Below are 23,509 nucleotides of genomic sequence, written 5' to 3'. Positions count from 1 at the left end.
CGCCGAAGGGCCAGAACGCGCACGCACCGATGTAACTGAGAGTGACGACAATGAGGGTGAGGCAAGTCCAGCTAGTGAGTTTGGCTTGGGGGTCCACGATGCCTCCCAGGGCTGTTTTTGGGTGTGCGAAGCCGTGACCTGCTATCTACTAGCGCGCAGGTCATGATTTGTTTGGGTTGCTAGCGGGGGTGCTAGCGCTAGCAGGGGTGGCCGCTAGCGCTAGCACCCTCAGACGCGCTAGGCGCCACCCCGCTTCTGACTACTCTCCGTATAAGCTGCGTGGACTTCGGAACGGGTCAGGCCGCGCCGGGTGACGGGCTTGCCGTCGACGCGGCGGCCGACGTCGGCGACGGTCACCGTCGGCGCCACGCGCTTGAGCGCGGCGGTCAAGTCGGCGGCCTCCCACCCGTCATAGGCGTCGGGGTGCAGCTCGGCCAGGCGCTCGCACAGCGTCTCGTTCCACGCGCGCTTGTCGGTGCCGGGCCAGATCTCCAGCAGGTCAGGCAGCAGCGTGTTCCTCGTGATCGGCGTCTCGGTGACCTGTCCGGCGGCGTGCCCGGTCAGAGTGCCGGCGGCCTCGCGCATGGCACGGCCACGGGCGCAGATCGCCTCGCCGGCCGGGCCGTCGATGTAGTCGCCGCGACCGACGATCGCCTCATCGGCGACACCGACCATGTAGGCCACACCCAGGTCTTTCTTGGTGAACATGGTCGCCCGGATGCCCTGCTTGTAGGCCGACGTCCCCAGGATCATGTCGTTTTCGAGCTGCCCCATCACGCGCAGGCAGATGCGGGTACCAACGTTGGCGCTCACACCCGTCGGCAGGCTGTCCTTGTCGGGGCGCTGGGTGGCCAGGATGAGGATCACGCCCAGGGCGCGGCCGAGCTTGATGCACTTCTCGGCCAGCTCCCCGGCCTCGTCCCCGTAGGTGGAGTGGCTGAATAGCTCCTGCGCCTCGTCAATCGTGACGACCAGCGGGTGAAGCCGCAGATCCTTGCGGGAGGCCAGTTCCGGGGTGACCTTGTTTTCCGGGCACACGTGACGCGGCAGGCCCTTGATGACCTTTGCGCGGCGCGCCAGCTCCGTGCGCAGGTCCCGCAAGCCCTGTAGGGCCTGCTCGATCTCAGGGTCATCGAACCCCGACGCGTAGCGGGTCGACACGGCCTCCCACGGCGCGAGGTCGCCGGTTCCCTTGAGTTCGAAGGTCCACAGCTCGGCGCGCGGGTCGAGCGTCGCCGCCGCGAGCGGGACCTTGACGGTGAACGTCTTGCCCATCCCGGGGATGCTGCCGATCAGGACGTTGGTGAAGACCAGCGACATCGGGTTCGCGCGGCCACGCGGGTCGGTGCCGAACCGAAAGGGCTTGAACAGGTCCACGGTGCCCGACTTGGCCAGCGGCCACTTGGTGGGCTTGTCGGCGGCCATGGCTTGATCAGCCACCCAGATCTGGAGACGCCCCGGGGACAGGTCCGGGCGGCCTTCGGGCCACACGCAGCCCAGCGGCCGGCCGAGACCGGAGGCGAGCTTGTCTCGCCGGTCCATGACCTCGGCGGCGGTCACACCGAACGGGAGATCTACATCGGCGCGCCATCCCGGGCCATCCCGGGTGATCGGCGCGGGAAACCCGATCGCCTTCGCCCCCGACTTGCCGATCGCCTGGTTGATGCCGCCGATACCCAGCACCGACAGGGCACGCGTCACCACATCCGAGGTGAGCTTGGCGACCTGCGGACGAACGACGGCGGTGTCCAACAGGGGCGCGTCAGCAGGGCGCCCGGCCAGACCCAACGCGGCCACGACAACCGCGACCAGGCCCCACTTACCCGCGCTGGAAACAAACGGCCCGTAGGCGACGACCAGGGCACCGGCGGCGGTCACCGCACCGACCGCCAGGGCGATGCCGCCGCGCCAGCGGACGCGCTTGTCACGCTGCTTGGACAGCTTCAGATAGGTCTCGGCGTCGGCGGCGCGCACCGTCGCCGCGCGGACGTTCTCGCCTTCCATGTCGAACACCCACCGGAAGCCACCGGCGATGACCCGCGCCAGGCCGCAAGGGGCGCGCAGTGCGAGCTTCGCGGCGTACTTCGGAACCCGAACCGCGTGGTAGGCGGCCGTATGAGCGGCGTAGGCGATCGCCCAGTTAAGGCGGTCGCGGAACTCCTCCCACGACTTGACGAACCCGGGCAGGACGTCACGGCGCTCGGCGGCGGCGAACGACTCCCACGACCATTTCTCGGCGCGCTGAGCCTCCGAGGAGTCCACGCGCTGCGCGGGGATCACCTCGCCTTCCAGGATCTCCGTCGGCGCCTGGTCGCTCTCGGCGGCCAGGGCGACCGCGTCGGCCGGCACATTGACCGCGAGGTCCTTCGCGGCAGCGTCCCAGTCGAACCCTTCAGCGGGGGTCCCGCCGGTCGGCTGATCGTTCGTGCTGGTCATGATGTGTGCACCCTCTCTTGCAGGGGTGCCGGGCGCGGCTCGTGGTTGGTAGCCGGTGTGGCCGCGCCCGGCGTGAACAGGGCGGTTAGCGGGCGTGCTTGCGCAGGGCCTCCCACACCGACAGGCCGTCCATGTCGGGGTCGGGGATGTCGGGGATGTCGTTGCGGCGGGCGTGGTGGACGGTGATGTCTCCGTGGACGTCGCCGCCGACCTGGATACCGACGCGGGCGTTGCCGCTGACAACGTTGGTGGCCTTGGACTTGCGAGCCATGACAGGTGTCCTTTCCGGACGGTCGAGAGTGGTCGGTGCTGGCCTGGCGGCCACGGCACGCACCCGGGCGGAGAGGACCGGCCGGGTGCGACCGGTGAGCGTCAGGACTAGTCGTGGGTCTTGATGAGGTGGGCGAGGTATCCGGCCATGCCGAGCACCGCGACCGGGAGGCAGGCGACCAGGGTTGTGATCCACCAGGGGGCGGCGGTCATGCCGGATGCGGACATGAGGTGGTAGGCGACCTGGCCCAGCGAGCCCAGGCCCAGGGAACCGAGTGCGGAGACCTTCGCGAACTTCCGCGCGGCGGCCGGAACCGAACCTGATAGCCAGACCTTCATGGCGTAGGCGGCGTAGACCTCCATGCCGATCGGAAGCGTGATGGCGGAGTTGAACTCCAGTGAGTCCCAGATCCCCGGCAGGGGCCGGACCATCCCGAACCCGGCGAGTTCACCGAGCCCGACCCACCCGGACCAGATGGCCACCATCGCAGGGAGCGCCAGCACCCACACCGGCCACGTCCGCAGCGCCTTACGTGGCGCGGTGGTCTTGGTGCCCGGGTCTGCGACGGTCGTAACCTGCGCCATCGGCGGCGCGGTGACCGTTGCGGCGGGCTCGGCGGGAACGGTGACCGGCGCGGCCGGTACCGGGTCCGTCATCGGGGCGGTGGGCTCGATCGGCGCCCGGGCGGCGACCGTGTCGGCGGCCGGTTCCAGGGTGGCCGAGTCCACCGCCGCGACGGGCGCGGACTCGGCGGACTCACCGGACCGGGTGTCGGGTCCGGTGGTCTCGGTGGTGAGGGCGTCGCGGACCTGAGCGGCCTTCGGCGCACCGACCTTGAGCGCCTTCATCAGTGCGTTGCGGGACGGAACCTCACCGCCTTCGGTGATCAGCAGCCGGGCGGCGGGCATGAGTTCGGCAAGAGCAGGCGGGTAGGCCGATCCGTTGACCGGGCGGTTGAGAGTCGGGGCGGTCACGCGGCACCTCCGGTGGTCTCGGCGACGGGCACGCCGGCCACGTCGGTGTGGGTGTAGATGACGCCGTCGTCGGCGGACTGGCGCACGGCGGCCTCGTAGGCGGCGTCGGCGCCATCGCGGGTGTAGAACTCGGTGAGCCGGTGGGTCATGTGGCGCGAGACGGAACCGCTGCGCGTCTGAACGCCCCAGTAGACGGCGTCCACGTTGTGGTCCCAGTAGTTGACCAGCTCGTGAATCACGAGCGTGCCGTCAGCGTGGGTGCCGATCGAGTCGCGCTCGATGTCGGCGCCGAACTCCAGCAGCCACACAAACGCCTGTTCACCGGGCCAGCGCGCAGGCCGATCGATGTCGAGGCGAAGGGTTCCCGGGTCGATGCTCACCGGGTCACCTCCGTCGTGTCGAGGGCGGCGGCGAGCATGGCGCGGTGTGCGGCGAAGACCTGACCGCCGTAGAGGGCGGCTAGGGACTCGGTGAGGGTGGCGTAGTCGTCGGCGTGGACCCACGCGGCGCGGGCGGCGTCGTCGGCGCCTTCGACCTCGGGGAGGTGGTCGAGGACGGTGACGGCCGGGACGGTGACCTTCCATGCCTCACGGGAGGCGCGGGGGTCGGGCACATAGCGCGCCTCGCCGACCGTCCACACCGCCTCAGGCAGGACCAGGCCGGTTTCCTCGCGCAGTTCGCGCACCACGGCGTCGGCGGGGTCTTCGCCGTCGTCGACGTGTCCGCCGGGGACGGCCCAGCCGTACCCGTCGTCGCGCTCGATCATCAAAATCCAGCGGCACCCGCCGGCGTCGACCGATGTCACGATCGCGTCAGCGGCGACCGACTCGCCCCAGTGGCCGCACTCGTTGCGGCCGCGCTGGATCGGGTGGTGGGGCTCGATCGGGTTGACCGGGCGGCCGTCGATGACCTCGAAGGGGATCAGCGCACGGGCTTGCCTCGCGGTCCAGTCGATGATGGTCGGGTCGGTGACCGGCTCAGCCCAGCCTTCGGCGACACCGGTCGTCAGGATGTCGGGGTGGGTGTAGGTGCGGGGCGTGGCGGTCATCGGGTCGCCTCCGTCCGGACGCGGCGGACACAACCACCGAGCGGACGCGGCCGACGACGGCCAGGGCGACGACGCGAGATACGCGATCGGCGAACCGCCGCCGGGACCAGTCGCGAGACCAGCTCCGCGAACGCCCGTTCCTGCGCGGCGGTCTCGTCGGCGTCGGCCTCGATCGCGGCCAGCTCAGCGGCTGTGGGCTCCAGCGAGTCCCAGTCGACCGCGTCGAACATCGCGCGGTCGTCCCAGTCGTCAGGGCTGGCAGAGGGTGCAAAGATGGTTGGCATGGGTCGTCTCCCTTCCAAGGTGTGACCCGGTTCTGAGGTCCGGCGGCGGCAACCGCTGGGCCTCTTTCTTCCTTCAAAGTACTGACTCAGTCAGTACTTGTCAACATGGTCTTTCGATTTTGCGACCTTCGTGGTTTTCACCGGAACCCTGCTGTCCCGATGCAGCTAGTCAACCCTGGAACGGCCGATTCGGTAATGAACTGCACCTGCACTCAACCTGCACCGAACATGCACCGCTCGACTTGAGCAACGAGACGGTCACACCCCGGAAGTACACTCAGGACGAACCGACTTCACATGTACGGGGGACCTTGTGCAGGTTGTGGCCGAATGGACTGGCGCCAAGGCAAAGGCCCTGCGCCAGGCTCGACGCCTAACCATGGAAGAGTTCGCAAGCCGCCTTGGGGTGGGGGTCCGCTCGGTCGCCAAGTGGGACGCGCAACCGACCATCGTCCCTAAGCCTGAGACCCAAGCCGCGCTTGACACGTTTCTCGACCAGGGCGGGGATGACGTCAAGGCCCGCTTCGCGGTACTGGTCGAAGGCGACCGCCCGCCACCTCCGCGAGTCACACACGGGAACGGCGTATCGGCGGCCCTGCCAGACTTCGGCCTGCCCGGGCTCCCGGTCGGGACCGCAACGCCGGAACTGGTGACATACCTGCGGCAGAGCCTGCACCAGCACTACACGGCGGACAACCGACTGGGCCCCCGTGTGTTGCTCCCGATGGTGGCAGCGAACGTCAAGATGATCGACCAAATGCGACTGGCAGCGTCGGGCCGATTGCTTGACGACCTCCTGAGCATTGGCGCTGGATACGCGGAGTTCGCCGGATGGCTCAGCGAGGATTCAGGGGATGCCGGCGGGGCCGCAAGCTGGTACGCCCGGGCGCTCGAATGGTCCGAAGTCGCCGAAGACGATCGTCTCGCGTCATTCTCCCTCACTCGCCGCGCTGTGCAAGCGATCGGCCAGGGCGACGTCCGCTACGGAGCCAAGCTCGCGCGAGCCGCTCAGCGGTTCAACACGCCGATCACCGCACGGGTCCGCACGATCGCCGCGACGACCGAAGCCCTGGGCCATGCGATCGCCGGGGACGGCGGCGAAGCTGACCGTGCACTAGACACGGCGTCGGGATTCCTCGGCATCGGTCTTGACGCACCACTCGATGGCGACCCTTCATACGGTCGGTACTGCGAACTTGACCTGTACATCGACATCACCCGCGCGAAAGTCCAACTCGAACTAGGAAGACCTGAAGCAGTCGAGGCGTTCACCACCGTGATTGCTGCGCTGCCGTCCGATTGGCAGCGCGATCGGGCTCAGTACACCGCCTTGCTCGCTCATGCACACCTACTCGCGGGACAGCCGGAGGACGCAAGCGCCCGCGGTGAGGAAGCTCTGACGATCGCGCTGGCGACCGGCTCAACACGAACCGTCGGAGAGGTACGCCGCATGGCGGCCAAGCAGGCGGCGATGTGGTCCGGCCATGCGCCCGCCGAGCGCCTGCGTGAGATGCTGGCGGCCGTCCCAGACGTCAACGGGAGGTAGCAACTTGTTCTCTATCGCGACCGACGCGGCACCGGGTCGGCCCAACGAGGACTTCATCGTGGTCACGCCAGAGGCTGCGGTCGTCGTCGACGGCGCCGGCATTCCGTTCGGCGGGTGTGAACACGGTGTCGTCTGGTACGCCCGGCAACTGGGCATCGGCACGATGGCGGCGCTTGTGCACGCGCCGAACGAAGACCTGCGCCTGATCCTCCGGGCTGGCATTGAGTACGTCGTCGGCCTGCACAAGGACACCTGCGATCTCACCAACCCTGGTACGCCCTGCGCAGCCGTCGGCATCCTGCGCGTTGGCGAAGACACCGTTGACTCCCTGGCCCTGTCAGACGTCTCCGTGGTCGTTGACACCGACACAGGCCCGGTCGTCACGTGTGACCTCGCGATCGAGGAACTGTCCGGGACCGAGCCCGACGCCGTGCGAGGCATGCGCTTCGGCACACCGGAGCATGCCGCAGCGATCGCCGAACTCGTGGCGAAGCAAACGGCCACCCGGAACCGCGAAGGCGGATGGTGGTGCGCAGCCGCAGCTTCCGAAGCAGCCGATCACGCCCTTGTGCGCACTGTCGCACGGTCGGACGTACGACGCGTCGCGATCATGTCCGACGGCGCCTCACGGCCCGTGGACCAACTGGACTCCGATGACTGGCCCAGCTACCTCGATCGACTCGCGAAGGTCGGTCCCGCCGAGATGCTGCGCTACGTGCGTGCCATCGAGACCGCCGACCCCCACGGCGACCGCCACCCGCGCACGAAGCGCCACGATGACGCCGCACTAGCCTTCGCCGATCTCTCTATCTAGCAGAAAGCAACGCGCGGGCCACCTCTAGCGAGGTGGCCCGCGCTGTCTGCTGTAGGGCTACTCGCTCGGCTCCCCAGTTGGCCGGCCGCCTACGCCTGGGCGCGGCCGAGCTTCGTGCCACTCGATCACCCGAGCCGGTCGCCACATGTGCGTGCGACCGACGGTGAGGTCCGGTGCCGGCATCTGCTCACGCAGGCGATAAGAGCTGACCGTGCCTACACGGACACCGAGATACGCGGCTACGTCCGACGTCGTCCACCATTCGGCCTTTGGGTCAGGCACTGCCGCTTGGTCTGTCGTCACTCGCTACTCCCTTGAGCCGCTCACCTGTCCAACGTGTACAAATAGGCAAGCCTATTCCTAGCGCCCGTGCCCTGGCAACGACCTCTTGCCCCTTCAGTGGCACTTTTGGGAAGCTACAGGTTCACCCACAACTGTAGCCTATATTGATCACAGTAGCCGGGGCAGAGGACTTCACATGAACCAGCCATACGTTCGAACTGTAGAACCACCAACGCTAAAGGCGCTAGCCGATAGCTGGAACTCGAACCGTCACACCTCAAAGGGATGGCCCCAGTTCCTACACTCCGTCCAAATCAGCGGGCTGCGCGGGTGGCAAGACGAGGTAGTCAGGTTCCAATTTCCTGTCGTAGCAATAGCCGGAGAAAACGGGGCAGGCAAGAGTACCGTCCTAAAAGCGGCGGCGGCGGCCTATAAACCCAAGAAGCAGGGAGGGCCCGGTTTCTACCCTGACGACTTCTTCCCAAAAACACCTTGGGAGTCAGTGGAAGGAGTCTCACTCTCGTACACAATGCAGCGAGGCGAACTAGTTTCGATGCTGACCCTTCGGAAGCCAACGTCAAGATGGCGTGGAATGGTCAAGCGACCCGAACGACGAGTGGACTTCTTGGACATCAGCCGAACTCAACCCATCAACACACTCGTGGGCTATGGGCGACTAGCCAAAGGGCTGAGCTTTCCGGGCCAAGTTGTTGCGTTCGATGATACCGAACGACTAAGGCTTTGCCGCATCATGAATCGGACCTACACCTCAAGCGGAATCGCTTCCCACGGGAACAAGGCCGTAGGAGTGCTCTCCACTGGGTCAGGGGACTATTCCAATTTCCACCAAGGCGCAGGCGAAGACGCCATGGCAGACCTTGTAGCAGCAATCAAATCGACCCCGAACAACTCACTCGTGATTATTGACGAAGTCGAAACTTCGCTCCACCCACGAGCCCAGCGTCGCCTCATGACTGAACTGTTGGAAATTGCTCGAACGAAGAGCATTCAGTTCATCCTATCAACGCACTCGCAGACCATCCTGGAACAACTTCCACTAGAGGCCCGGATACTCATTCAGCAGCAGCGCGACGGAAGCCGAACGATCCTTTACGGAATCACTCCAGAGTTCGCAATGTCACTAATGGACGATATCGAGCACCCTGAGCTTATCGTCTACTGCGAGGATACCGCTGCGGAAGCGATGATCGAGGCGCTGCTGGCCGAAGAGGAGAACCCTTCAATACGTAAGCGCGTAACAGTAATGACTGTCGGTCCTGCATCAACCGTCAAAGTTCTCGGCAAGCTCGCGTCCGAGAATAAGCTTCCGAATCGGACAATAGGCGTCCTCGACGCCGACCAAATGGGCTCCCCCGGATGCATCGTCCTTCCGGGAAGCGAAGCACCAGAAAAGGAAGTGTTCGGAGTCACCGACGAAAGCGTGTGGGAGTATGTAGCCGATCGCCTCGGAGTTCGCACTGGCGATCTTCTGGAAGCAATCGAGGACGCGAGACGACTTCCTGATCACCACGTTTGGACCAAGCGAATCGCAGCGGCACTCGGTGAACGCGTGCGTGCCGACAGAGTTTGGCATGCTTCGGCATCAATCTGGGCACGCAAAGTAGTTGACGAGGCTGCCAGAAAAGGATTCGTGGACGCGTTCTCAGCACGGCTTGCGAGTAACCCCTAGCATCCCAATAGGCCTAAAACCGGCCGACCTATAGCCGATGGAGCTTGGACCACTACGAATGGGTTCGAAGTTGGGTCGGAAGCCGACCAGTATGGGCGCCCAACGCCTCACAACCTTCCAGCGGCGCCGACCAGGCAAGGGCTATCCCCCGTGTCCCCCGTGTCCCCCATGTCCCCCACAGGGCTGCTATCAGCGGAAACACAGGGGGACAAGATCACGGACGTGTCCCCCTACGGAGAGTCACACCGCACGGACGTCTACCCGGAGGGCGGCTGAAACAGTTGGGGGATCTGGTCACCCCACCGGTAACCAGATCGGTAACCGAGACGGCTGGAGACCGGAGCGATCATCCACGAGCGGTGAGACGCCTTCCGTCGCTGAGCAGCCCCGCGCTGCCCTCGCCGAGCCGCTCTGGCACACCCGAGACGCCCGCATTCCGGCTCATAACCCAGAGGTCACAGGTTCAAATCCTGTCCCCGCTACCAGGTAAAAGACCCCCGGATCTCAGGATCCGGGGGTCTTTTCTATGCCCGCGACCGGCCCAGGCGATGGCCCGAGTCCTCTGTGTGCGCCGGCGGGGGCGTTCGCGGAGGGTCAAGGTGGACACAAGATCGGCGCAAGAACCCGGGCGGCCGACCGCTCTACCGTGTGGACTTCCTCCACCGAAAGGGAGCGCACATGCTGAAACGTCTTCTCTCCACCGCCGCGGTCGTGGCCGCCATGCTCACCTTCGCCACCCCGGCTCAGGCGAGCACCACCATCGTCGACGGCGGCGGGACCGTCAAGGACGACTGGGGCGACCACTACAGCGAGCTCGGGAACGAACTGTGCAACGGGTGCGCCGACTCGTCGAACACCGACCTGGTGCTCATGTGGCAGTCGGTCCTCTACGCCGAGGGCTTCCTCGTCGCGAGCGCCGTCGACGGCTACTTCGGCTCGGGCACGGAGATGGCCACGAAGAAGTGGCAGGGTCGCTACAACCTCACCGTTGATGGAAGGGTCGGCCCGGCGACCTGGCGCGCCGCCGACGACCGGCTGTCGGTGCACTCCTACACGGGCGGCAGCATAGTCAGGTACTACCCGTCGACGAGCGGGTACGTCGGGCTCCAGCGGGGCTCTGGCTCTGGAGACGGAAACTACCGGCTGCTGCACATGAACAACGGCGCCACCGGCTCCATCTACTTCAACCATTCCGAGATCCGCCTGTTCTCCCGGACCGTCCACGTCAACTGACCGGTCCGGTCCGGTCCGGTCCCAGAGTCCGCGTGCCGCCCGGGCCCGGCGTTCGGCAGTCCCCCGCCGAGCGGGGGGCTGCCGCAGTCTCCGCTGAGTGCCGTGATGAGGAAGACTTCGCGTCGTGATGGATCGCATGGCGCTGGAGCTCGACGGTGTGCGGATCTCGTGCGCGGTCGGCGGGACGTCCGGGGCGCCGCCGTTGGTGCTGGTCCACGGCGGCAACAGCGAGGCCTCCACCTGGGACGGTGTCGCCGCCGCCTTCGGCGGGGAGTACCGGATCTACGCGCCGGAGCTGCGCGGCCATGGGCGGAGTCAGTGGACCGAGGAGTACTCCTACGAACTCTTCGCGGACGACCTCGTCCGGCTGGGCGAGGTACTGGGGCTGCGGGACGCCATCGTGGTGGGTCACTCGCTGGGCGGGCTGGCGGCGCTGCTGGCCGCGCAACGACGGCCTGCCTGGCTCGGCCGGCTGGTCGTCGAGGACACCATGCTCCGCCGCAATCCGGTCCGGTTGCCGCCGACCGCTCCGCGCCCGGCGGATGCGACGTGCGACTGGAACAGGATCGTGCCGTCGCTCCACCGGCAGGTGGAGAATCCGCCCCCGGCCTGGTGGGCCGAGCTGCCCGCCATCGACGTGCCGACCCTGCTCCTGTTGGCCGGTACGCGGACACCGGCTCAGATGCTGGCGCTGGAGGCGGCGGGGATCATCCCCCGCGCACGGCTGCGCGTCATGGACACCGGGCACTTCGTCCACCGCGACAAGCCCGCCGAGTACGTGGCCGAGCTCCGGAGCTTCTTCGACGCGAGCACTCCGGACGGCTAGGCATCGAAGGCCCGCCTCAGCCCTCCGGCGGACGCCACGGTCCGGTCGCGTCGACCCGGAAGATCGGCTCCCGCCCCGTCCCGTCGAGTTCCCCGTCGTCAGGGTCTTCGCAGTAGTGGACCTCCGCACCGGGAAAGACCGCGGCGAGGTGGTCGGCCAGGTCCTCCTGGCCGTCCATGGACACTCCGACGACCGTGCCGTCGTTCTCGACCAGGAAGTCGACGTCCTCGGCGTCGACCACACCGCGCGCGTCGGCGGCGGTCAGCCACACACCGTCGGCGGCGCGGCCCCAGGCGATGACGCTGATGCCCAGAACCGGCGGATCGGCGTCCTCGTCGGCCCACTCCTCCTGATGGATCTCGATGCGCGCACCCGCGAGACTCATGGCCGCACCATCGCACGCCGCAGATCCCGCCGCCGACCACGCGTGGGGGATTCCTCCGCGTCGACCCGGTGTGGCGTCCGCGCATCCGGCCGGCGGTGACCGAGGATGCGCTCATGCGAGTCACGAAGATCCTGTCGGCGATCGCCGCCGCACTGCTGGCCACCGGCCTGACCACCGTCGCCTTCTCCGCACCGGCCTCCGCCGGGCTGATCGACGGCAGCCTCAACGACCTCCACGCCGCCTCCCAGAGCAACATCCTCGGTGCGCTGGTCGGCTCACAGCTGTCGGACAGCAGCAACAACAACGCCAACACCAGGGCCGACGGCAACGCGAACAACTCCAGCGACTGAGGCACCGCCTCACATCCCGTGCGCCTGCGTCAACACCCGCCCGTCAGGTGATGGGCGGCGTCGTCGGCCGGATCGTAACGCGGTCCGACGGCACGGAACCGGGGCGAGGGCGTCGCCGGTTCCCGCGGGAAGGCGATGGCCCGGGCGGGCGCCTTCGCGGACCGGATCGATCGCCGAAATGACCGCTACGTCAGGCTATGTCCTCGTGGGGCAGTGCGCGTGATCCCGTTTTCCTATCGTGATGTCTCCGTACCGGACCTACGAGAGGAGTGGACATGACGACCGTCCGTCGTATCGCCGACGCCTTCACCGAGCGAGTCGTTCCGCGCGCGGAGGCCAAGGCCGCCTGCACGCCCAGGTGCTGGAACGCCGGAACGTGCGGTGGCGGCGGCACCAACAGGTGCTGCGTCTTCTCCAGCTGCGCCCAGGCGTGTACGTGCTGACGACCTCGCGCTAAGACCGGGGAGCCGCGACGGTCCGCTCGCGGCTCCCACCCCACTCCCCTCGCAGACCCGGCACCACGATCGCCACCAGGTACAGCCCGCCGACGATCCACAGCGCCCCCGAAAGCCCCGCCAGCGCGATCGCGCCTCCGCCGACGAGCCCGCCGAACGGGATCCCCGACCAGGCGAGCGAACCGGTCAGCGTCTTCACGCGGCCGAGGAGTTCGGCGGGCACGCGCTCGTAGGTCACCGCGCCGATGACGGGGTTGACGAATCCCGAACCCAGCCCGCCCAGCGCGAACACGACGAGCACCACCGGCAGCGGCATTCCGAGAGCCAGGGCGGCGAACCTGGGGATCCCGCCGACGACGTACCCGGCCAGGTAGACCGCGCGGCGCGGAAGCCGGTCGCCGATGGCCGCCGCGGCCAGACTGGCCACAATGGACGTCGCGGCGAAGACGCTGACGGCGAGGCCGATGGTCTCCGGTCCATGGCCCGATGCCTTGGCCCACATGGGAAGCAGCACGGCCATGAAGGTCTGGTCGAGGAGGTTGGTGGCGGCCGTCATCCCGGTGATCGACCGCAGCAGTGCCTCGCCGCGCAGGAAGCGGGCGCCTTCACGGAAGCGCTGGAGGTAGCTCTCGGCCGGCCGGCGTTCGACGGGCGGGTCGGGCAAGCTCACGCCGACGATCAGCGCGCCGAGCGCGAGCAGTCCCGCGGCGATCCAGAGCGCGTGGACTCCCCCGACGGCGGCGATGACCACGCCGGCGATGGCCGGCCCGACGGTCGCGGCGGTCCTTTCGATCGCACCGGTCAGTCCGGCGACGCGTTCGAGCGGGACACCGGCACGGCGGGCGACCGAGGGGATGAACACCGACTTCGCGGCGTTGGCGGGCCCGTCGGCGGCTCCGGCGACGGCGACGAGTGCCACCAGTGCCCAGAACGGCAGCGTCGTGATCAGGTAAAGCAGGGGCACGGCGGCCAGGGCGGCGGTGGCGGTCAGGTCGCAGACGATGCTGACGCGGCGCGGCCCGAGACGATCGATGAGGGGACCCGAGAACAGTTGCGCGGCAACGTAAGGCGCGGTCTGCGCGAAGGCGACGATCCCGGTACTGGTGGCGCTTCCGGTCGTGGAGAGGACGAACCAGGGCAGCGCGATCGACAGCAGGCGCGTCGCCGACCACGCCGCCGCGTTGGCGCCGAGGACTCCGGTCAGGCCGCGCAGGGTGCGCGGTTCGGCCAGGACGGTCATCTGTCGGCGTCGCCGAGGTCGGGGAACATCTGGAGCTGGACGGTGACGCGCGCGGTCCCCTCGGCGGGGTCCTGGAGGGGTGGCGCCTGGGCGGCGTGGCGGCGCAGGACGGCGTGGAGTTCGGCGCCGAGCGCGGCGGCGCCCTCGGGGGTGAGGCGGATGACGTAGTCGCTGAGGTCGAAGGGTGCGCGCCACTTCGCGGGGAGGGCGGGGAGGGCGTCCACGGCGGCCTGCATGTTGTCGGACTGGACGAGGGCGATCGAGCGCAGGTAGGCGACGCCGAGGCCGGTGTCGTCGGCGAGCTGCCCGTCCACGGGCGGCGCGGTGTTGTCCTGCGCGGCCTTCCACCAGCGTTCACGACGATTGCCGCGCTCGGGGTCGTCGACAACGAAACCGTGCTCGGCGAGCTGCCGCAGGTGGTAGCTGGTGGCGCCGCTGTTGAGGCCGAGGCGGGCGGCCAGCGCGGTGGCGGTGGTGGGGCCGTCGGTGCGCAGGATCGCCAGGATGCGCACGCGGGTGGGGTGGGCGACGCCGGCGAGGTTTCCGGCGTCGTTGTGCGCGGGCAGCGGGGTGTCGGTCATGCGGGAAGGCTAGCCGATTGCAAAGCTCTTTGCAAAGCTCTTTGCGATTGACTTCCGGCATCCTCTCTCCCATGCGGATCAGTCACGAGCCTTCCGGGTACGAATGTCCGTTCTGCCGCCGTCTCGCCGGTCACGCGGGAGGTCGCCGTCGCGATCCGCGCGACCTACGGGTGCGATGGGGTGTCGACCCGCCGGCACAACGAACCGGCCGGGAACCAGGACGTCTGGCACCTGCACGTCCACGTCTTCCCCCGCTACGCCGGCGACGCGCTCTGCACGTCGGCGCCGCTGCCCGGCTATGCCACGGCCGCACAGCGGAAACCCTACGCGGCAAGGCTTCGGACGTACTTCCAGGCCCTGTGACCACCGTCATCCGCACAGCTGTCACACCCCGGCCTCCCCCGGCGTCTAACTGGCGAAGACGTGAAGGAGAAGGCCATGAACAAGCGGATCCTCATCATCGGCGGCGGCTACGTCGGCCTCTACAGCGCTCTCGGGCTGCGCGGACTCGTCCGGCGCGGCGAAGCCGAGGTCACCGTCGTCGACCCTCGCGGATACATGACCTACCAGCCCTTCCTGGCCGAGGCCGCGGGCGGGGCGATCGAGCCGCGACACGTCGTGGCACCGCTCAACCGCCTCCTCAAGGGGATGCGCGTGCTGACCGGCCGCGTCACGGGCGTCGACCACGACAACCGCACCGCCCGCTTCGAACCCGCCCAAGGCCCCGCCTACGACCTGGCCTACGACATCGTCGTGCTGGCCGCCGGCTCGATCACCCGCGGCATGCCGATCCCCGGCCTCGCCGAGCGGGCCGTGGGCTTCAAGACCATCGGCGAGGCCGTGCACCTGCGCAATCACGTGCTCGCGCAGCTCGCGGCGGCCGCGTCGACCGACGACCCCGAGGTGCGGCGCCGGGCGCTGACCTTCGTGGTCGTCGGGGGCGGCTTCTCGGGCGTCGAGGCACTGGCGGAGATGCAGGGCCTGGCCGACGACGCCCTGCGCTACCACCCGGGTCTCGACCGCGCCGAACTGAGCTGGAACCTCGTCGAGGCAAAGGATGCGATCCTGCCCGAACTGGCTCCCGAACTCGGCCGGTGGACCGTCGAGGCCCTCACCGAGCGGGGCGTGCACGTGCGGCTCAACGCACTGCTGACCTCGGCGGCCGGCGGTGTCGCCGTCCTCAGCGACGGCACCGAACTCGACGCCGGGACCCTCGTGTGGGCGGCCGGCGGGCGACCCAGCCCGCTCGCGGCCGACAGCGGCCTGCCCGTCGACGCCACCGGGCGCGTGAAGGCGACCGCATACCTGACCGTGGAAGGGATCCCCGACGCGTTCGCCGCCGGTGACGGCGCCGCCGTGCCCGACCTCACCCGGCCCGGCGAGTTCACCGCGCCCAACGCGCAGCACGCGGTGCGGCAGGCGAAACTGCTCGGCCGCAACCTCGTCGCCCACGTCCGGGGCCGGCGGCTCAAGGCATACCGGCACGCCTATCTCGGCTCGGTCGCCGGGCTCGGCCACCACCAGGGAGTCGCGCAGGTGTACCGGATCCGGCTCACCGGCTTCCTCGGCTGGCTCGCGCACCGCGTCTACCACCTCGCGTGGGTGCCGACCTTCGACCACAAGGCGAGGGTCCTGGCCGACTGGCTCCTGTCGGGTCTCTTCCGCCGCGAAGCCGTCCAGCTCGGCGGCCTCGAACACCCCGAGACCGACTTCCAGGAAGCGGTGCGGGAGCACGCGAAAGCGGCCTGAACAAGCGGTTTCGCGACCTCGCGGCCTCCACCGGGTCGTCGCGAAACCGCCAGCCCAGCGCTCCCGACGACGCTGTAGTGGGGGCATGTCCTCAACCCGCAGCCGGCCGCTGGCCGGATGGCTCGCCGTCATCTCCGTCACCGCCGGGATCTTCGCCGTGGTCACCACCGAGATCCTGCCGATCGGGCTGCTCACGACGATCGGCGGCGACTTCGGCATCTCCTCCGGAGCGGCCGGACTCACCATGACGATGCCGGGCATCGTCGCCGCGATCGCCGCGCCCCTCGTCACCGCCGCCACCGGCCGCTTCGACCGGCGGATCATGCTGTGCGCGTTCATGCTGCTGCTCGCGCTCGCCGGGTTCCTCGCCGCCGTCGCGACCGCCTACTGGGTGCTCCTGGCCGCACGGATCCTCGTGGGCGTCACGATCGGCGGGTTCTGGTCGGTGGGCGCCGGACTGGCCCCGCGACTGGTCGGCCGGAGATCGGCGACGACCGCGACCGCCGTGATCTTCTCGGCCGTTCCCCTCGGCTCGGTCCTCGGCGTGCCGGCCGGGACCTTCATCGGCCACCTCGCCGGATGGCGAACCGCCATGGTCGTGCTGGGCATCCTCAGCCTCGCGGTCTTCACCGCGCTCATCGCCCTGACCCCGCCGCTGCCCGCCGAGGGCGGCGCGACGAACCGAGCGGTGCTCGCCGACCTGCTGCGGCGCAAGGGAATCCGCGCCGGACTGCTCGTCACGTTCCTCATCGTGCTCGCGCACTTCGGGACCTACACCTACGTCACACCGTTCCTGCGCGACCAGGGCGTCGGTGACGGACCGGTCGGCACCCTGCTGCTCGTGTACGGCGCCGCCGGGGTCGCCGGGAACTTCCTGGCCGGCGCGGCGATCGCGCGCGGCTTCCGCGCGACCTTCGCCGCAGCCGCCGGGACCATCGGCCTGGCCACCGCGCTGCTGCCGCTCTTCGGTTCGTGGCTACCCGGAACCGTCGCCGCGCTGGTGATCTGGGGCCTCGCCTACGGAGCGGTGCCGGTGTGCTCGCAGACCTGGTTCGCCCGCGCGGCCCCCGACGCGCCGGAGGCCGCGACGGTGCTGTTCACATCGTCGTTCCAGGCCACGATCTCGGTCGGCGCGTTGCTGGGCGGGCTGCTCGTGGACGCGTCCTCGGCGGCGACGGTGATGGTCGCGGGCGGTGTCGTGGCGGGGTCGGGCGTGTTGGGGGTGCTGGGATCGGGGTGGCCCGGGCGCGTGCGTCAGCCGGTCGCGGCGGGCCACTCCCACCGCACCCCGTAGATCCCCGGAGCCGGATCGAGCACCACGTACTGGAAGGCCACTCCGGCGCCCGATCCCGCCGCTCGCACCAGATCCAGCGCGATCTGCTCGGGCCTGCCCCGCGCCGCCTGGTAGAACCCGAAGCACCTGGCGGGCGGCTGGGCGGAGTCGAAGCTCGCCTGCAGGACGATGTCGCGCATCCCCGGCGGCACGCGCAGGTCGGCGTGACATTCGCGCTGTCCGGGCGGGAAGCGGATGCCGAAGTCGATCTGGCGCAGCTCACCGGGTTCGAGCGGCCGGTCGAAGAGCAGCTCGAAGGCCGACAGGAGGCCGGGAACGTCGGCGCGCACCCGGCCGGCGCGGCAGCCCTCGGTGGCGAAGATCGTGGGCGGCTGAGGCAGCGAGGCCGAACGCAGCAGGCTGATCAGCCGGCCGGCGGGCCGCTCGTCGCCGCGCAGGAGGTGGCGCTGGCGAGACTCCCGTTCGTAACCCTCCGCGTCGATGTAGACCTTCATGGTCCGCGAGACGCGGGCGGGCACGTAGAGGTCGTCGGGGATGGCGTCGAGGCGCGCCAGGACGCGCTCGACGGCCTCGGGTGAGCGCCACATCCGCTGGTGCGGCAGGGTCGTGCGGGCCGGCGGGCGCCAGCGTCCGCGCGGGCGCCGGGGCGGCAGCAGACCGATCAGCGAGCGGGACGGCAGACCCAGTAAGCCTTCCAGAGTCGCCAGCGCGGCGACCGACGCGGTGCGCTCGGGATGGTTCTCCCCGGTCTGCCAGGAACTCAGCGTGCTCACGCTCGCCGGCGTCCCCCGGGTGCGCAACTGCCGCGACAGCGCCGCGAGGCTCTGCCCGCTGCCGGCCACCGCCGCCCGGAGCGCGGTACTGAAAAGGCTGCTCACGACCGCTGACCTCCTGGCCTCTGAGCCGGATGCTACCGCCACCGGCGGCCGGAATCCATCCTCGAAGTCTTCATACAGAGTTATCCGGATTCGGGCCCTTTCCCCGCTGCGGCACCGCCTGCGCGCCCGGTGTAATCAGCGGCAGCCCCGGCACTCTCAGGAGGTAGGAAATGCGCACCGGACGAAAACTCGTCGTCGCCACCGCCGCCGTCGCGCTGTTAATCGCGTCGACGGCGGTGGCCTCGGCCGCCGACGAGCAGACCTCTGCTCCCGACCGCGACGGCGTGGCTCTCACCGTCCCCCAGATCGACCAGGTCACCCAGCTCACCGAACCGGGCGCGGCGGCCCGGCCGGCCTCGATCACCGGCGGTGCCGGCGATCGCGCGTCGGGCGCCGAGTCCATCTGCGACCAGGACGCGCGCTGGCTGCGACCGCGTTTCAGCGTCCTAGACCTGCGCGGCGGCGACTCCGTCACGGTCACCGGCTCGACCGGCGGGTCCTATGTGCTCACCGCGAGGAACTGGCCCGGCCGGGCCTTCCACACCCGCGCCTTCCCCGGGTCCTGCGTCAGCGTCAGCGCCCGGCTCAGCGACCCCGGCAGCCGCTTCGCCGTCGACTCCTACCAGTACGGCACCACCGATCTGGCCCTGGCGACGGTCACCGTCGCGGGCGCGGGCGACATCTGCGGCACGGCCTGCAACCAGACCGACGACCTCATCGCGAGCATCAACCCGGTCTCGGTGTTCACGGCGGGCGACAACGCCTACGAGAGCGGCACGCTGGCGGAGTTCAACGACCAGTACGCCCCGACCTGGGGCGCCTTCAGGTCGAAGACCTATCCCACGCCCGGCAACCACGAGTACGGGACCTCCGGCGCCAAGGGCTACTTCGACTACTTCAACGGCACCGGCAACAACTCCGGTCGCGCCGGTGAACGCGGCAAGGGCTACTACTCCTACGACGTCGGCGATTGGCACTTCGTCGCGCTCAACTCCGACATCGCGCACGGCACGGGATCGGCGCAGGAGCAGTGGCTCAAGGCCGACCTGGCCGCCAGCACCAAACCCTGCACAGCCGCCTACACGCACCACCCCCGCTTCTCCGGCGGCGACCACGGCGACGACACCGGCATGAACGCGCTCGTCACCGCGCTGTACAACGCGAAGGCCGACATCTTCGTCACCGGCCACGACCACCACTACGAGCGCTTCGCGCCGGCCACGCCGAGCGGTGCCGTCGACAACGCCAACGGCCTGCGGCACTTCGTGATCGGCACCGGCGGCCGGGCGCTGTACTCGTCGCGGTCGACAACGGCCGGTCCCACGCAGGTGTTCAACAACAACACCTTCGGCGTCGGCAAGTTCCAGCTCACCGCGACCGGCTACACGATGGACTTCGTGCCCGTCGCCGGCCGCACCTTCACCGACCGCGTCACCGGCACCTGCCACAAGGCGAGCCAGGGCCCCGACTTCGGTGTGGCGGCCTCACCTTCGTCGGTGTCGGTGCCACAGGGCTCTTCGGGCACCTCGACGGTGACGGTCTCCAGCAGCGGCGGCTTCGCCTCCGCCGTAACGCTTTCGGCGAGCGGACTGCCCTCGGGCGTCTCGGCGGTGTTCACTCCGGCCGCGGTCACCCCCGCCGCCAACGGAAGTGCCACCTCGACGCTGCGCCTGTCGGCGACGGCTGCGGCCGCGACGGGGACCTACCAGGTCACCGTGACCGGCACGTCGGGAAGTGCGTCGCGCACGGCGGCGGTCTCGCTGACGGTCTCGGGGTCGGGAAGCGCCGCGTTCAGCGACGACTTCGAGTCCGACAAGGGCTGGGCGGTCAACGCCTCCGGCTCCGACACGGCGACCATCGGGCGGTGGGAGCGCGGTGATCCCGACCAGACCGTCTCGACCTACAGCGACCAGGTCAAGCAGCTCGGGACGACCGTCAGCGGCGGCAACGCGCTGTCGACCGGGCGGGCGGCCGGGTCCGCCTACGGCGCCAACGATCTCGACGGCGGGGTCACCTCGATCCGATCCCCGGCGCTGACGGTGCCGGCGGGCGCGAGCCTGACCTTCGCCTACAACGTGGCGCACGGCGACAACTCCAGCTCCGCCGACTACCTGCGGGTCAGCGTCGTCTCGGCCTCGGGCACCGCCAAGGTCTGGGAGACGCTGGGCGCGGCCTCCGAGGTCGCCGGGACCTGGAGGAGCGCGACGGTGAGTCTGTCGGCCTACGCCGGTCAGAGCGTGACCCTGCTGGTCGCGGCCGCCGACGCTTCGGGCGGGAGCCTCTTCGAGGCGCAGGTAGACGACGTGAAGGTCGCCGGCTCCTCCGGTGCGGCCTCGCCGGGCTATTCGGTCGCGGTCCACGGCGCCGCCGTCTTCGACGGTGTCGCGGTCCGGGACTGACGCCGATGACCGGCCGCCGCTCGCATCGCGGCGGCCGGTCCTCTTCCAAGGAGGTTCGGCATGTACCTGTCCGCCACCCGCTCGGCCCAGGCCGGGCGGACCACTCCCCCCGGGGGCGCGGCGAAGGTCTCCGGCACCGTCGTGGCGCTCGGCGTGGTCAGCCTGCTCACCGACATGTCGGCGGAGATGGTCACCGCGATCCTGCCGATGTATCTGATGTACGGCCTCGGGCTGGGCTATCTCCAGCTGGGGATGCTCGACGGGCTGTACACCGGCGCGTCGGCGCTGCTGCGGCTCGGCGGCGGGTACGCCGCCGACCGGCTCGGGCGACCCAAACTGGTGGCCGGGGCCGGTTACGGCCTCTCGGCGATGACGAAGCTCGGCTTCCCGCTGGCCGGAGCGTCGATGGCCGGGATCGGCGTCATGGTCGGCGTCGACCGGCTCGGCAAGGGCCTGCGCACCGCTCCGCGCGACGCGATGATCGCCGGGGCGACCCCTCCGGAGGCGCTGGGCCGCGCCTTCGGGGTCCACCGGACCCTCGACACGGCCGGTGCCCTGCTCGGGCCGCTTCTCGCGTTCGGGCTGCTGTCCACTGTGGCCGAGGGTTACGACGTGGTCTTCGTCGGCAGCTTCTGCATCGCCCTGGTGGGCGTGCTCGCGTTGGTCTTCTTCGTTCGGGAACCGGTGCCGGCCGACCGTTCGCGGCGGACCGCGCTGCGCGAGGCGTTCGCGGCGGTCACGGCGCCGGCGGTGCGCCGGATCTGGTCGCTCACCGGCGTTCTCGGGCTGGCGACCGTCGGCGACATGTTCCTGTACCTGGCCGTGCAGCAGCGCCTCGGGCTGCCGCCGGCCGCGCTTCCCCTGCTGCCGCTGGCTTCGGCGCTGACCTTCATGCTCGCCGCGACGCCGGTCGGGCGGCTCGCCGACCGCGTCGGGCGGATGCGGGTGTTCCTCACCGGGCACGTCCTGCTGGTCGGCGGGTACCTGCTGCTGGCGGGCGGCGCGCGCGGGTGGGGCTTCGCGGTCGCGGTCCTGCTGCTGCACGGGCTGTTCTACGCCGCCGCCGACGGTGTGCTGATGGCGCACGCCGGATCGCTGCTGCCCGAACGGATCCGCTCGACCGGCATGGCCGTCGTGCAGACCACCCAGGCGCTGGCGCGGGCGGCCGGGGCGATCGCGTTCGGCGTGCTCGCGCAGACGGTCTCGCTGGGGACGGCCTTCGCCGTCGCCGCGGTGGCCCTCTCGATCGCCGTCACGGCCGGGATGTGGACCGAGAGTCGTGGAGGTGCCGCGTGAGCCGTCGCCGGATCGTCAACGGAGTCTGTGCGATCGCGCTGGTGCTGGCCCTGGGTGCGGCGTACGTGGTCTGGCGCGGCGCCTCGGCGGGGACGGCCGCCGGCGGTGCGCCGCTGGACCTCGCCCGGGCGGGGTCGATCGTCTACGTCTCGGATGACGGGCTGACCCGGCAGACGGGTTCGGACGCGACCGGCCCGCTGTGCCGGCGGTCCTATGTCGCAGGTGGGACGCTGTCGTGCCTGTACGGGCTCGGGCCGGCGTTCTCGTCGGAGCTGGTGGTCTACGACGCGAAGTCGCGCGAGCGGCTGCGGCTGCCGATCTGGGGAACGCCGAGCCGGACGCGGGTCTCGCCGTCGGGGAGTCTGGTGGCCTGGACGGTGTTCCGCGAAGGCGACTCGTACATGGCCGACGGACGCTTCTCCACCACGGCGGGCATCTACGACCTCCGCACCGGCGAGCACCACGGCTCGCTGGAGGACTACACGTCCTATGTGGATGGACAGGTCGTGGAGGCGGCTGATGTCAACTACTGGGGCATCACCTTCGCCGCCGACGACCTGACCTTCTACGCGACCATGTCGACCGGCGGCCGCACCCGGCTGATGCGCGGGGACATGGCCGCGCGGACGCTGACGGCGGTGCGGGAGAACGTCGAGTGCCCCTCACTGTCGCCGGACGGGACGCGGATCGCCTACAAGCGGCGGACGGGCGAGCGCTGGCGGTTGCACGTGCTGGATCTGGTCTCGGGCGCCGATGTGGCGCTGGCCGAGACCGGCCACGTCGACGACCAGCCGGCCTGGCTGCCCGACGGCGAGATCGGTTATGTGAAGCCGCATGACGGGCGGCCGACGGTGTTCTCGGTGCCCGCCGACGGGTCCGGTGCGCCTCGGGTGTTGTTCGCGGGGGCGTCGCCGGCGGGGATCGGGTAGGCGGGGTGGAGGCGCCGGGGCGCTCTGGCGGGGCGTCCCGGCGCTTTGAGGGCTGCGGGGTGGGGTGGTGGCGGCGTAGCTTGCCGGCATGACCTTCTCCGTCGTGGCGCGCGACTTCGATCCCTCGTACGGCAGGCTTTTCGGCGTCGCGGTCGCCGGGCCGCAGGTGTGCGCCGGGGTGATGGTGCCCGCCGCGTCGGCGGGTGCTGGGGCGGTGGCGGCGCTGTGGGCCGGCGCGGATGCGGGCGGGGACGCGCGGGGGTCGAGGAGTTCGGCGCTGCTGGTGGTCGGCGACGGGCTCGGCTACGCGGGGTGGGACGACGTGGCGGTGAGCCTGCGGGTCGACGAGCACGGTGAGCCGGTCGGGGAGCTGGAGCGGCTGCTGGGCGAGTTCGCGGCGGCCTACGGTTCGCCGGGGCCGGTGGTGCCGGGGTTGCTGGTGTGACGGGGGGCCTGTGACCCCCACCTCCCCCTGTCACACCTGCCGTGCTCGCGGTGTCTCCTGCACGTCGCCGGACCTCGGCGGCGCCACCACACCGCACACGCCGC

At 69.7% G+C, this 23,509-nt stretch carries 24 protein-coding genes; 14 read left to right on the top strand and 10 right to left on the bottom strand.

Annotated features, from left to right (window positions below):
- Positions 1–237: 237 nt before the first annotated feature.
- The 6 genes from AB0I28_RS31475 to AB0I28_RS31450 form a co-directional block, all read right to left on the bottom strand.
- Positions 238–2,436, bottom strand: a complete 2,199-nt coding sequence (locus tag AB0I28_RS31475) for a cell division protein FtsK (RefSeq protein ID WP_357499325.1) — start codon at positions 2,434–2,436, stop codon at positions 238–240.
- An 85-nt stretch (positions 2,437–2,521) separates the two neighbouring features.
- On the bottom strand, positions 2,522–2,707 hold the full coding sequence (locus tag AB0I28_RS31470) for a hypothetical protein (RefSeq protein WP_357499324.1): 186 nt from the start codon (positions 2,705–2,707) through the stop codon (positions 2,522–2,524).
- Between the two features lie 107 nt (positions 2,708–2,814).
- Entirely contained in the window at positions 2,815–3,681 is an 867-nt protein-coding gene (locus AB0I28_RS31465) for an ABC transporter permease (protein WP_357499323.1), read from the bottom strand.
- Positions 3,678–4,061 (bottom strand): hypothetical protein, encoded by a 384-nt coding sequence (locus tag AB0I28_RS31460; protein ID WP_357499322.1) that lies wholly within the window; start codon positions 4,059–4,061, stop codon positions 3,678–3,680. The genes AB0I28_RS31465 and AB0I28_RS31460 overlap by 4 nt, the downstream gene beginning before the upstream one ends.
- On the bottom strand, positions 4,058–4,729 hold the full coding sequence (locus tag AB0I28_RS31455) for an NUDIX hydrolase (RefSeq protein ID WP_357499321.1): 672 nt from the start codon (positions 4,727–4,729) through the stop codon (positions 4,058–4,060). Before AB0I28_RS31455 ends, AB0I28_RS31460 begins: the two co-directional genes overlap by 4 nt.
- A complete protein-coding gene (locus AB0I28_RS31450) occupies positions 4,726–5,013 on the bottom strand; it encodes a hypothetical protein (RefSeq protein WP_357499320.1) in 288 nt (95 codons plus the stop codon). Before AB0I28_RS31450 ends, AB0I28_RS31455 begins: the two co-directional genes overlap by 4 nt.
- Positions 5,014–5,326: 313 nt before the next feature.
- Between AB0I28_RS31450 and AB0I28_RS31445 the strand changes: the two genes are divergently transcribed.
- The 5 genes from AB0I28_RS31445 to AB0I28_RS31425 all read left to right on the top strand — a co-directional run bounded on the left by AB0I28_RS31445 (position 5,327) and on the right by AB0I28_RS31425 (position 11,404).
- Positions 5,327–6,559, top strand: coding sequence for a helix-turn-helix domain-containing protein (locus AB0I28_RS31445; protein ID WP_357499319.1), 1,233 nt, complete (start codon positions 5,327–5,329; stop codon positions 6,557–6,559).
- A gap of 4 nt (positions 6,560–6,563) precedes the next feature.
- Positions 6,564–7,373 (top strand): hypothetical protein, encoded by an 810-nt coding sequence (locus AB0I28_RS31440; RefSeq protein WP_357499318.1) that lies wholly within the window; start codon positions 6,564–6,566, stop codon positions 7,371–7,373.
- A 478-nt stretch (positions 7,374–7,851) separates the two neighbouring features.
- Entirely contained in the window at positions 7,852–9,345 is a 1,494-nt protein-coding gene (locus tag AB0I28_RS31435) for an AAA family ATPase (protein WP_357499317.1), read from the top strand.
- Positions 9,346–10,023: 678 nt separating this feature from the next.
- A complete protein-coding gene (locus tag AB0I28_RS31430) occupies positions 10,024–10,578 on the top strand; it encodes a peptidoglycan-binding domain-containing protein (RefSeq protein WP_357499316.1) in 555 nt (184 codons plus the stop codon).
- 127 nt (positions 10,579–10,705) lie between these two features.
- On the top strand, positions 10,706–11,404 hold the full coding sequence (locus tag AB0I28_RS31425; RefSeq protein WP_357499420.1) for an alpha/beta hydrolase: 699 nt from the start codon (positions 10,706–10,708) through the stop codon (positions 11,402–11,404).
- A 16-nt stretch (positions 11,405–11,420) separates the two neighbouring features.
- Here AB0I28_RS31425 and AB0I28_RS31420 read toward each other — a convergent pair whose 3' ends face one another.
- A complete protein-coding gene (locus AB0I28_RS31420; RefSeq protein WP_357499315.1) occupies positions 11,421–11,789 on the bottom strand; it encodes a hypothetical protein in 369 nt (122 codons plus the stop codon).
- A gap of 113 nt (positions 11,790–11,902) precedes the next feature.
- Between AB0I28_RS31420 and AB0I28_RS31415 the strand changes: the two genes are divergently transcribed.
- Together AB0I28_RS31415 and AB0I28_RS31410 are read left to right on the top strand one after the other, a co-directional pair.
- On the top strand, positions 11,903–12,139 hold the full coding sequence (locus tag AB0I28_RS31415; RefSeq protein WP_357499314.1) for a hypothetical protein: 237 nt from the start codon (positions 11,903–11,905) through the stop codon (positions 12,137–12,139).
- 275 nt (positions 12,140–12,414) lie between these two features.
- Positions 12,415–12,582, top strand: coding sequence for a hypothetical protein (locus tag AB0I28_RS31410; protein WP_357499313.1), 168 nt, complete (start codon positions 12,415–12,417; stop codon positions 12,580–12,582).
- Positions 12,583–12,592: 10 nt separating this feature from the next.
- On the opposite strand, the gene AB0I28_RS31405 is transcribed toward AB0I28_RS31410, so the two are convergent.
- Positions 12,593–13,834, bottom strand: a complete 1,242-nt coding sequence (locus AB0I28_RS31405; RefSeq protein ID WP_357499312.1) for an MFS transporter — start codon at positions 13,832–13,834, stop codon at positions 12,593–12,595.
- On the bottom strand, positions 13,831–14,415 hold the full coding sequence (locus AB0I28_RS31400) for a winged helix-turn-helix domain-containing protein (RefSeq protein WP_357499311.1): 585 nt from the start codon (positions 14,413–14,415) through the stop codon (positions 13,831–13,833). The genes AB0I28_RS31405 and AB0I28_RS31400 overlap by 4 nt, the downstream gene beginning before the upstream one ends.
- 153 nt (positions 14,416–14,568) lie before the next feature.
- On the opposite strand from AB0I28_RS31400, the gene AB0I28_RS31395 reads away from it, so the two are divergent.
- The 3 genes from AB0I28_RS31395 to AB0I28_RS31385 all read left to right on the top strand — a co-directional run bounded on the left by AB0I28_RS31395 (position 14,569) and on the right by AB0I28_RS31385 (position 17,458).
- The gene (locus tag AB0I28_RS31395; RefSeq protein WP_357499419.1) at positions 14,569–14,778 is read left to right on the top strand and encodes an HIT domain-containing protein; all 210 of its coding nucleotides are present in this window, start codon (positions 14,569–14,571) and stop codon (positions 14,776–14,778) included.
- Positions 14,779–14,853: 75 nt separating this feature from the next.
- A complete protein-coding gene (locus AB0I28_RS31390; protein WP_357499310.1) occupies positions 14,854–16,164 on the top strand; it encodes an FAD-dependent oxidoreductase in 1,311 nt (436 codons plus the stop codon).
- Positions 16,165–16,249: 85 nt separating this feature from the next.
- Positions 16,250–17,458 (top strand): MFS transporter, encoded by a 1,209-nt coding sequence (locus AB0I28_RS31385; protein ID WP_357499309.1) that lies wholly within the window; start codon positions 16,250–16,252, stop codon positions 17,456–17,458.
- Here AB0I28_RS31385 and AB0I28_RS31380 read toward each other — a convergent pair.
- Complete coding sequence (locus AB0I28_RS31380; protein WP_357499308.1) at positions 17,419–18,336, bottom strand: hypothetical protein; 918 nt, start codon at positions 18,334–18,336, stop codon at positions 17,419–17,421. The genes AB0I28_RS31385 and AB0I28_RS31380 overlap by 40 nt on opposite strands.
- Before the next feature lie 170 nt (positions 18,337–18,506).
- Here AB0I28_RS31380 and AB0I28_RS31375 point away from each other — a divergent pair, with 170 nt between their 5' ends.
- The 4 genes from AB0I28_RS31375 to AB0I28_RS31360 all read left to right on the top strand — a co-directional run bounded on the left by AB0I28_RS31375 (position 18,507) and on the right by AB0I28_RS31360 (position 23,405).
- On the top strand, positions 18,507–20,735 hold the full coding sequence (locus tag AB0I28_RS31375) for a metallophosphoesterase (protein WP_357499307.1): 2,229 nt from the start codon (positions 18,507–18,509) through the stop codon (positions 20,733–20,735).
- Between the two features lie 60 nt (positions 20,736–20,795).
- On the top strand, positions 20,796–22,031 hold the full coding sequence (locus AB0I28_RS31370) for an MFS transporter (RefSeq protein ID WP_357499306.1): 1,236 nt from the start codon (positions 20,796–20,798) through the stop codon (positions 22,029–22,031).
- Positions 22,028–22,960, top strand: coding sequence for a hypothetical protein (locus AB0I28_RS31365; RefSeq protein ID WP_357499305.1), 933 nt, complete (start codon positions 22,028–22,030; stop codon positions 22,958–22,960). Before AB0I28_RS31370 ends, AB0I28_RS31365 begins: the two co-directional genes overlap by 4 nt.
- An 88-nt stretch (positions 22,961–23,048) precedes the next feature.
- On the top strand, positions 23,049–23,405 hold the full coding sequence (locus AB0I28_RS31360; protein WP_357499304.1) for a DUF1028 domain-containing protein: 357 nt from the start codon (positions 23,049–23,051) through the stop codon (positions 23,403–23,405).
- Positions 23,406–23,509: the final 104 nt, after the last annotated feature.

This window comes from Phytomonospora sp. NPDC050363, assembly GCF_040655735.1.
Classification (GTDB): Bacteria; Actinomycetota; Actinomycetes; order Mycobacteriales; family Micromonosporaceae; genus Phytomonospora.
This window is presented reverse-complemented; position numbering and strand designations above follow the sequence as displayed.

Bases quoted from the DNA above. Each gene is read 5' to 3' on its own strand.
- AB0I28_RS31475 (WP_357499325.1), bottom strand. From the start codon at position 2,436: ATGACCAGCACGAACGATCAGCCGACCGGCGGGACCCCCGCTGAAGGG.
- AB0I28_RS31470 (WP_357499324.1), bottom strand. From the start codon at position 2,707: ATGGCTCGCAAGTCCAAGGCCACCAACGTTGTCAGCGGCAACGCCCGC.
- AB0I28_RS31455 (WP_357499321.1), bottom strand. From the start codon at position 4,729: ATGACCGCCACGCCCCGCACCTACACCCACCCCGACATCCTGACGACC.
- AB0I28_RS31450 (WP_357499320.1), bottom strand. From the start codon at position 5,013: ATGCCAACCATCTTTGCACCCTCTGCCAGCCCTGACGACTGGGACGAC.
- AB0I28_RS31435 (WP_357499317.1), top strand. From the start codon at position 7,852: ATGAACCAGCCATACGTTCGAACTGTAGAACCACCAACGCTAAAGGCG.
- AB0I28_RS31430 (WP_357499316.1), top strand. From the start codon at position 10,024: ATGCTGAAACGTCTTCTCTCCACCGCCGCGGTCGTGGCCGCCATGCTC.
- AB0I28_RS31425 (WP_357499420.1), top strand. From the start codon at position 10,706: ATGGATCGCATGGCGCTGGAGCTCGACGGTGTGCGGATCTCGTGCGCG.
- AB0I28_RS31420 (WP_357499315.1), bottom strand. From the start codon at position 11,789: ATGAGTCTCGCGGGTGCGCGCATCGAGATCCATCAGGAGGAGTGGGCC.
- AB0I28_RS31415 (WP_357499314.1), top strand. From the start codon at position 11,903: ATGCGAGTCACGAAGATCCTGTCGGCGATCGCCGCCGCACTGCTGGCC.
- AB0I28_RS31410 (WP_357499313.1), top strand. From the start codon at position 12,415: ATGACGACCGTCCGTCGTATCGCCGACGCCTTCACCGAGCGAGTCGTT.
- AB0I28_RS31405 (WP_357499312.1), bottom strand. From the start codon at position 13,834: ATGACCGTCCTGGCCGAACCGCGCACCCTGCGCGGCCTGACCGGAGTC.
- AB0I28_RS31400 (WP_357499311.1), bottom strand. From the start codon at position 14,415: ATGACCGACACCCCGCTGCCCGCGCACAACGACGCCGGAAACCTCGCC.
- AB0I28_RS31390 (WP_357499310.1), top strand. From the start codon at position 14,854: ATGAACAAGCGGATCCTCATCATCGGCGGCGGCTACGTCGGCCTCTAC.
- AB0I28_RS31385 (WP_357499309.1), top strand. From the start codon at position 16,250: ATGTCCTCAACCCGCAGCCGGCCGCTGGCCGGATGGCTCGCCGTCATC.
- AB0I28_RS31375 (WP_357499307.1), top strand. From the start codon at position 18,507: ATGCGCACCGGACGAAAACTCGTCGTCGCCACCGCCGCCGTCGCGCTG.
- AB0I28_RS31370 (WP_357499306.1), top strand. From the start codon at position 20,796: ATGTACCTGTCCGCCACCCGCTCGGCCCAGGCCGGGCGGACCACTCCC.
- AB0I28_RS31360 (WP_357499304.1), top strand. From the start codon at position 23,049: ATGACCTTCTCCGTCGTGGCGCGCGACTTCGATCCCTCGTACGGCAGG.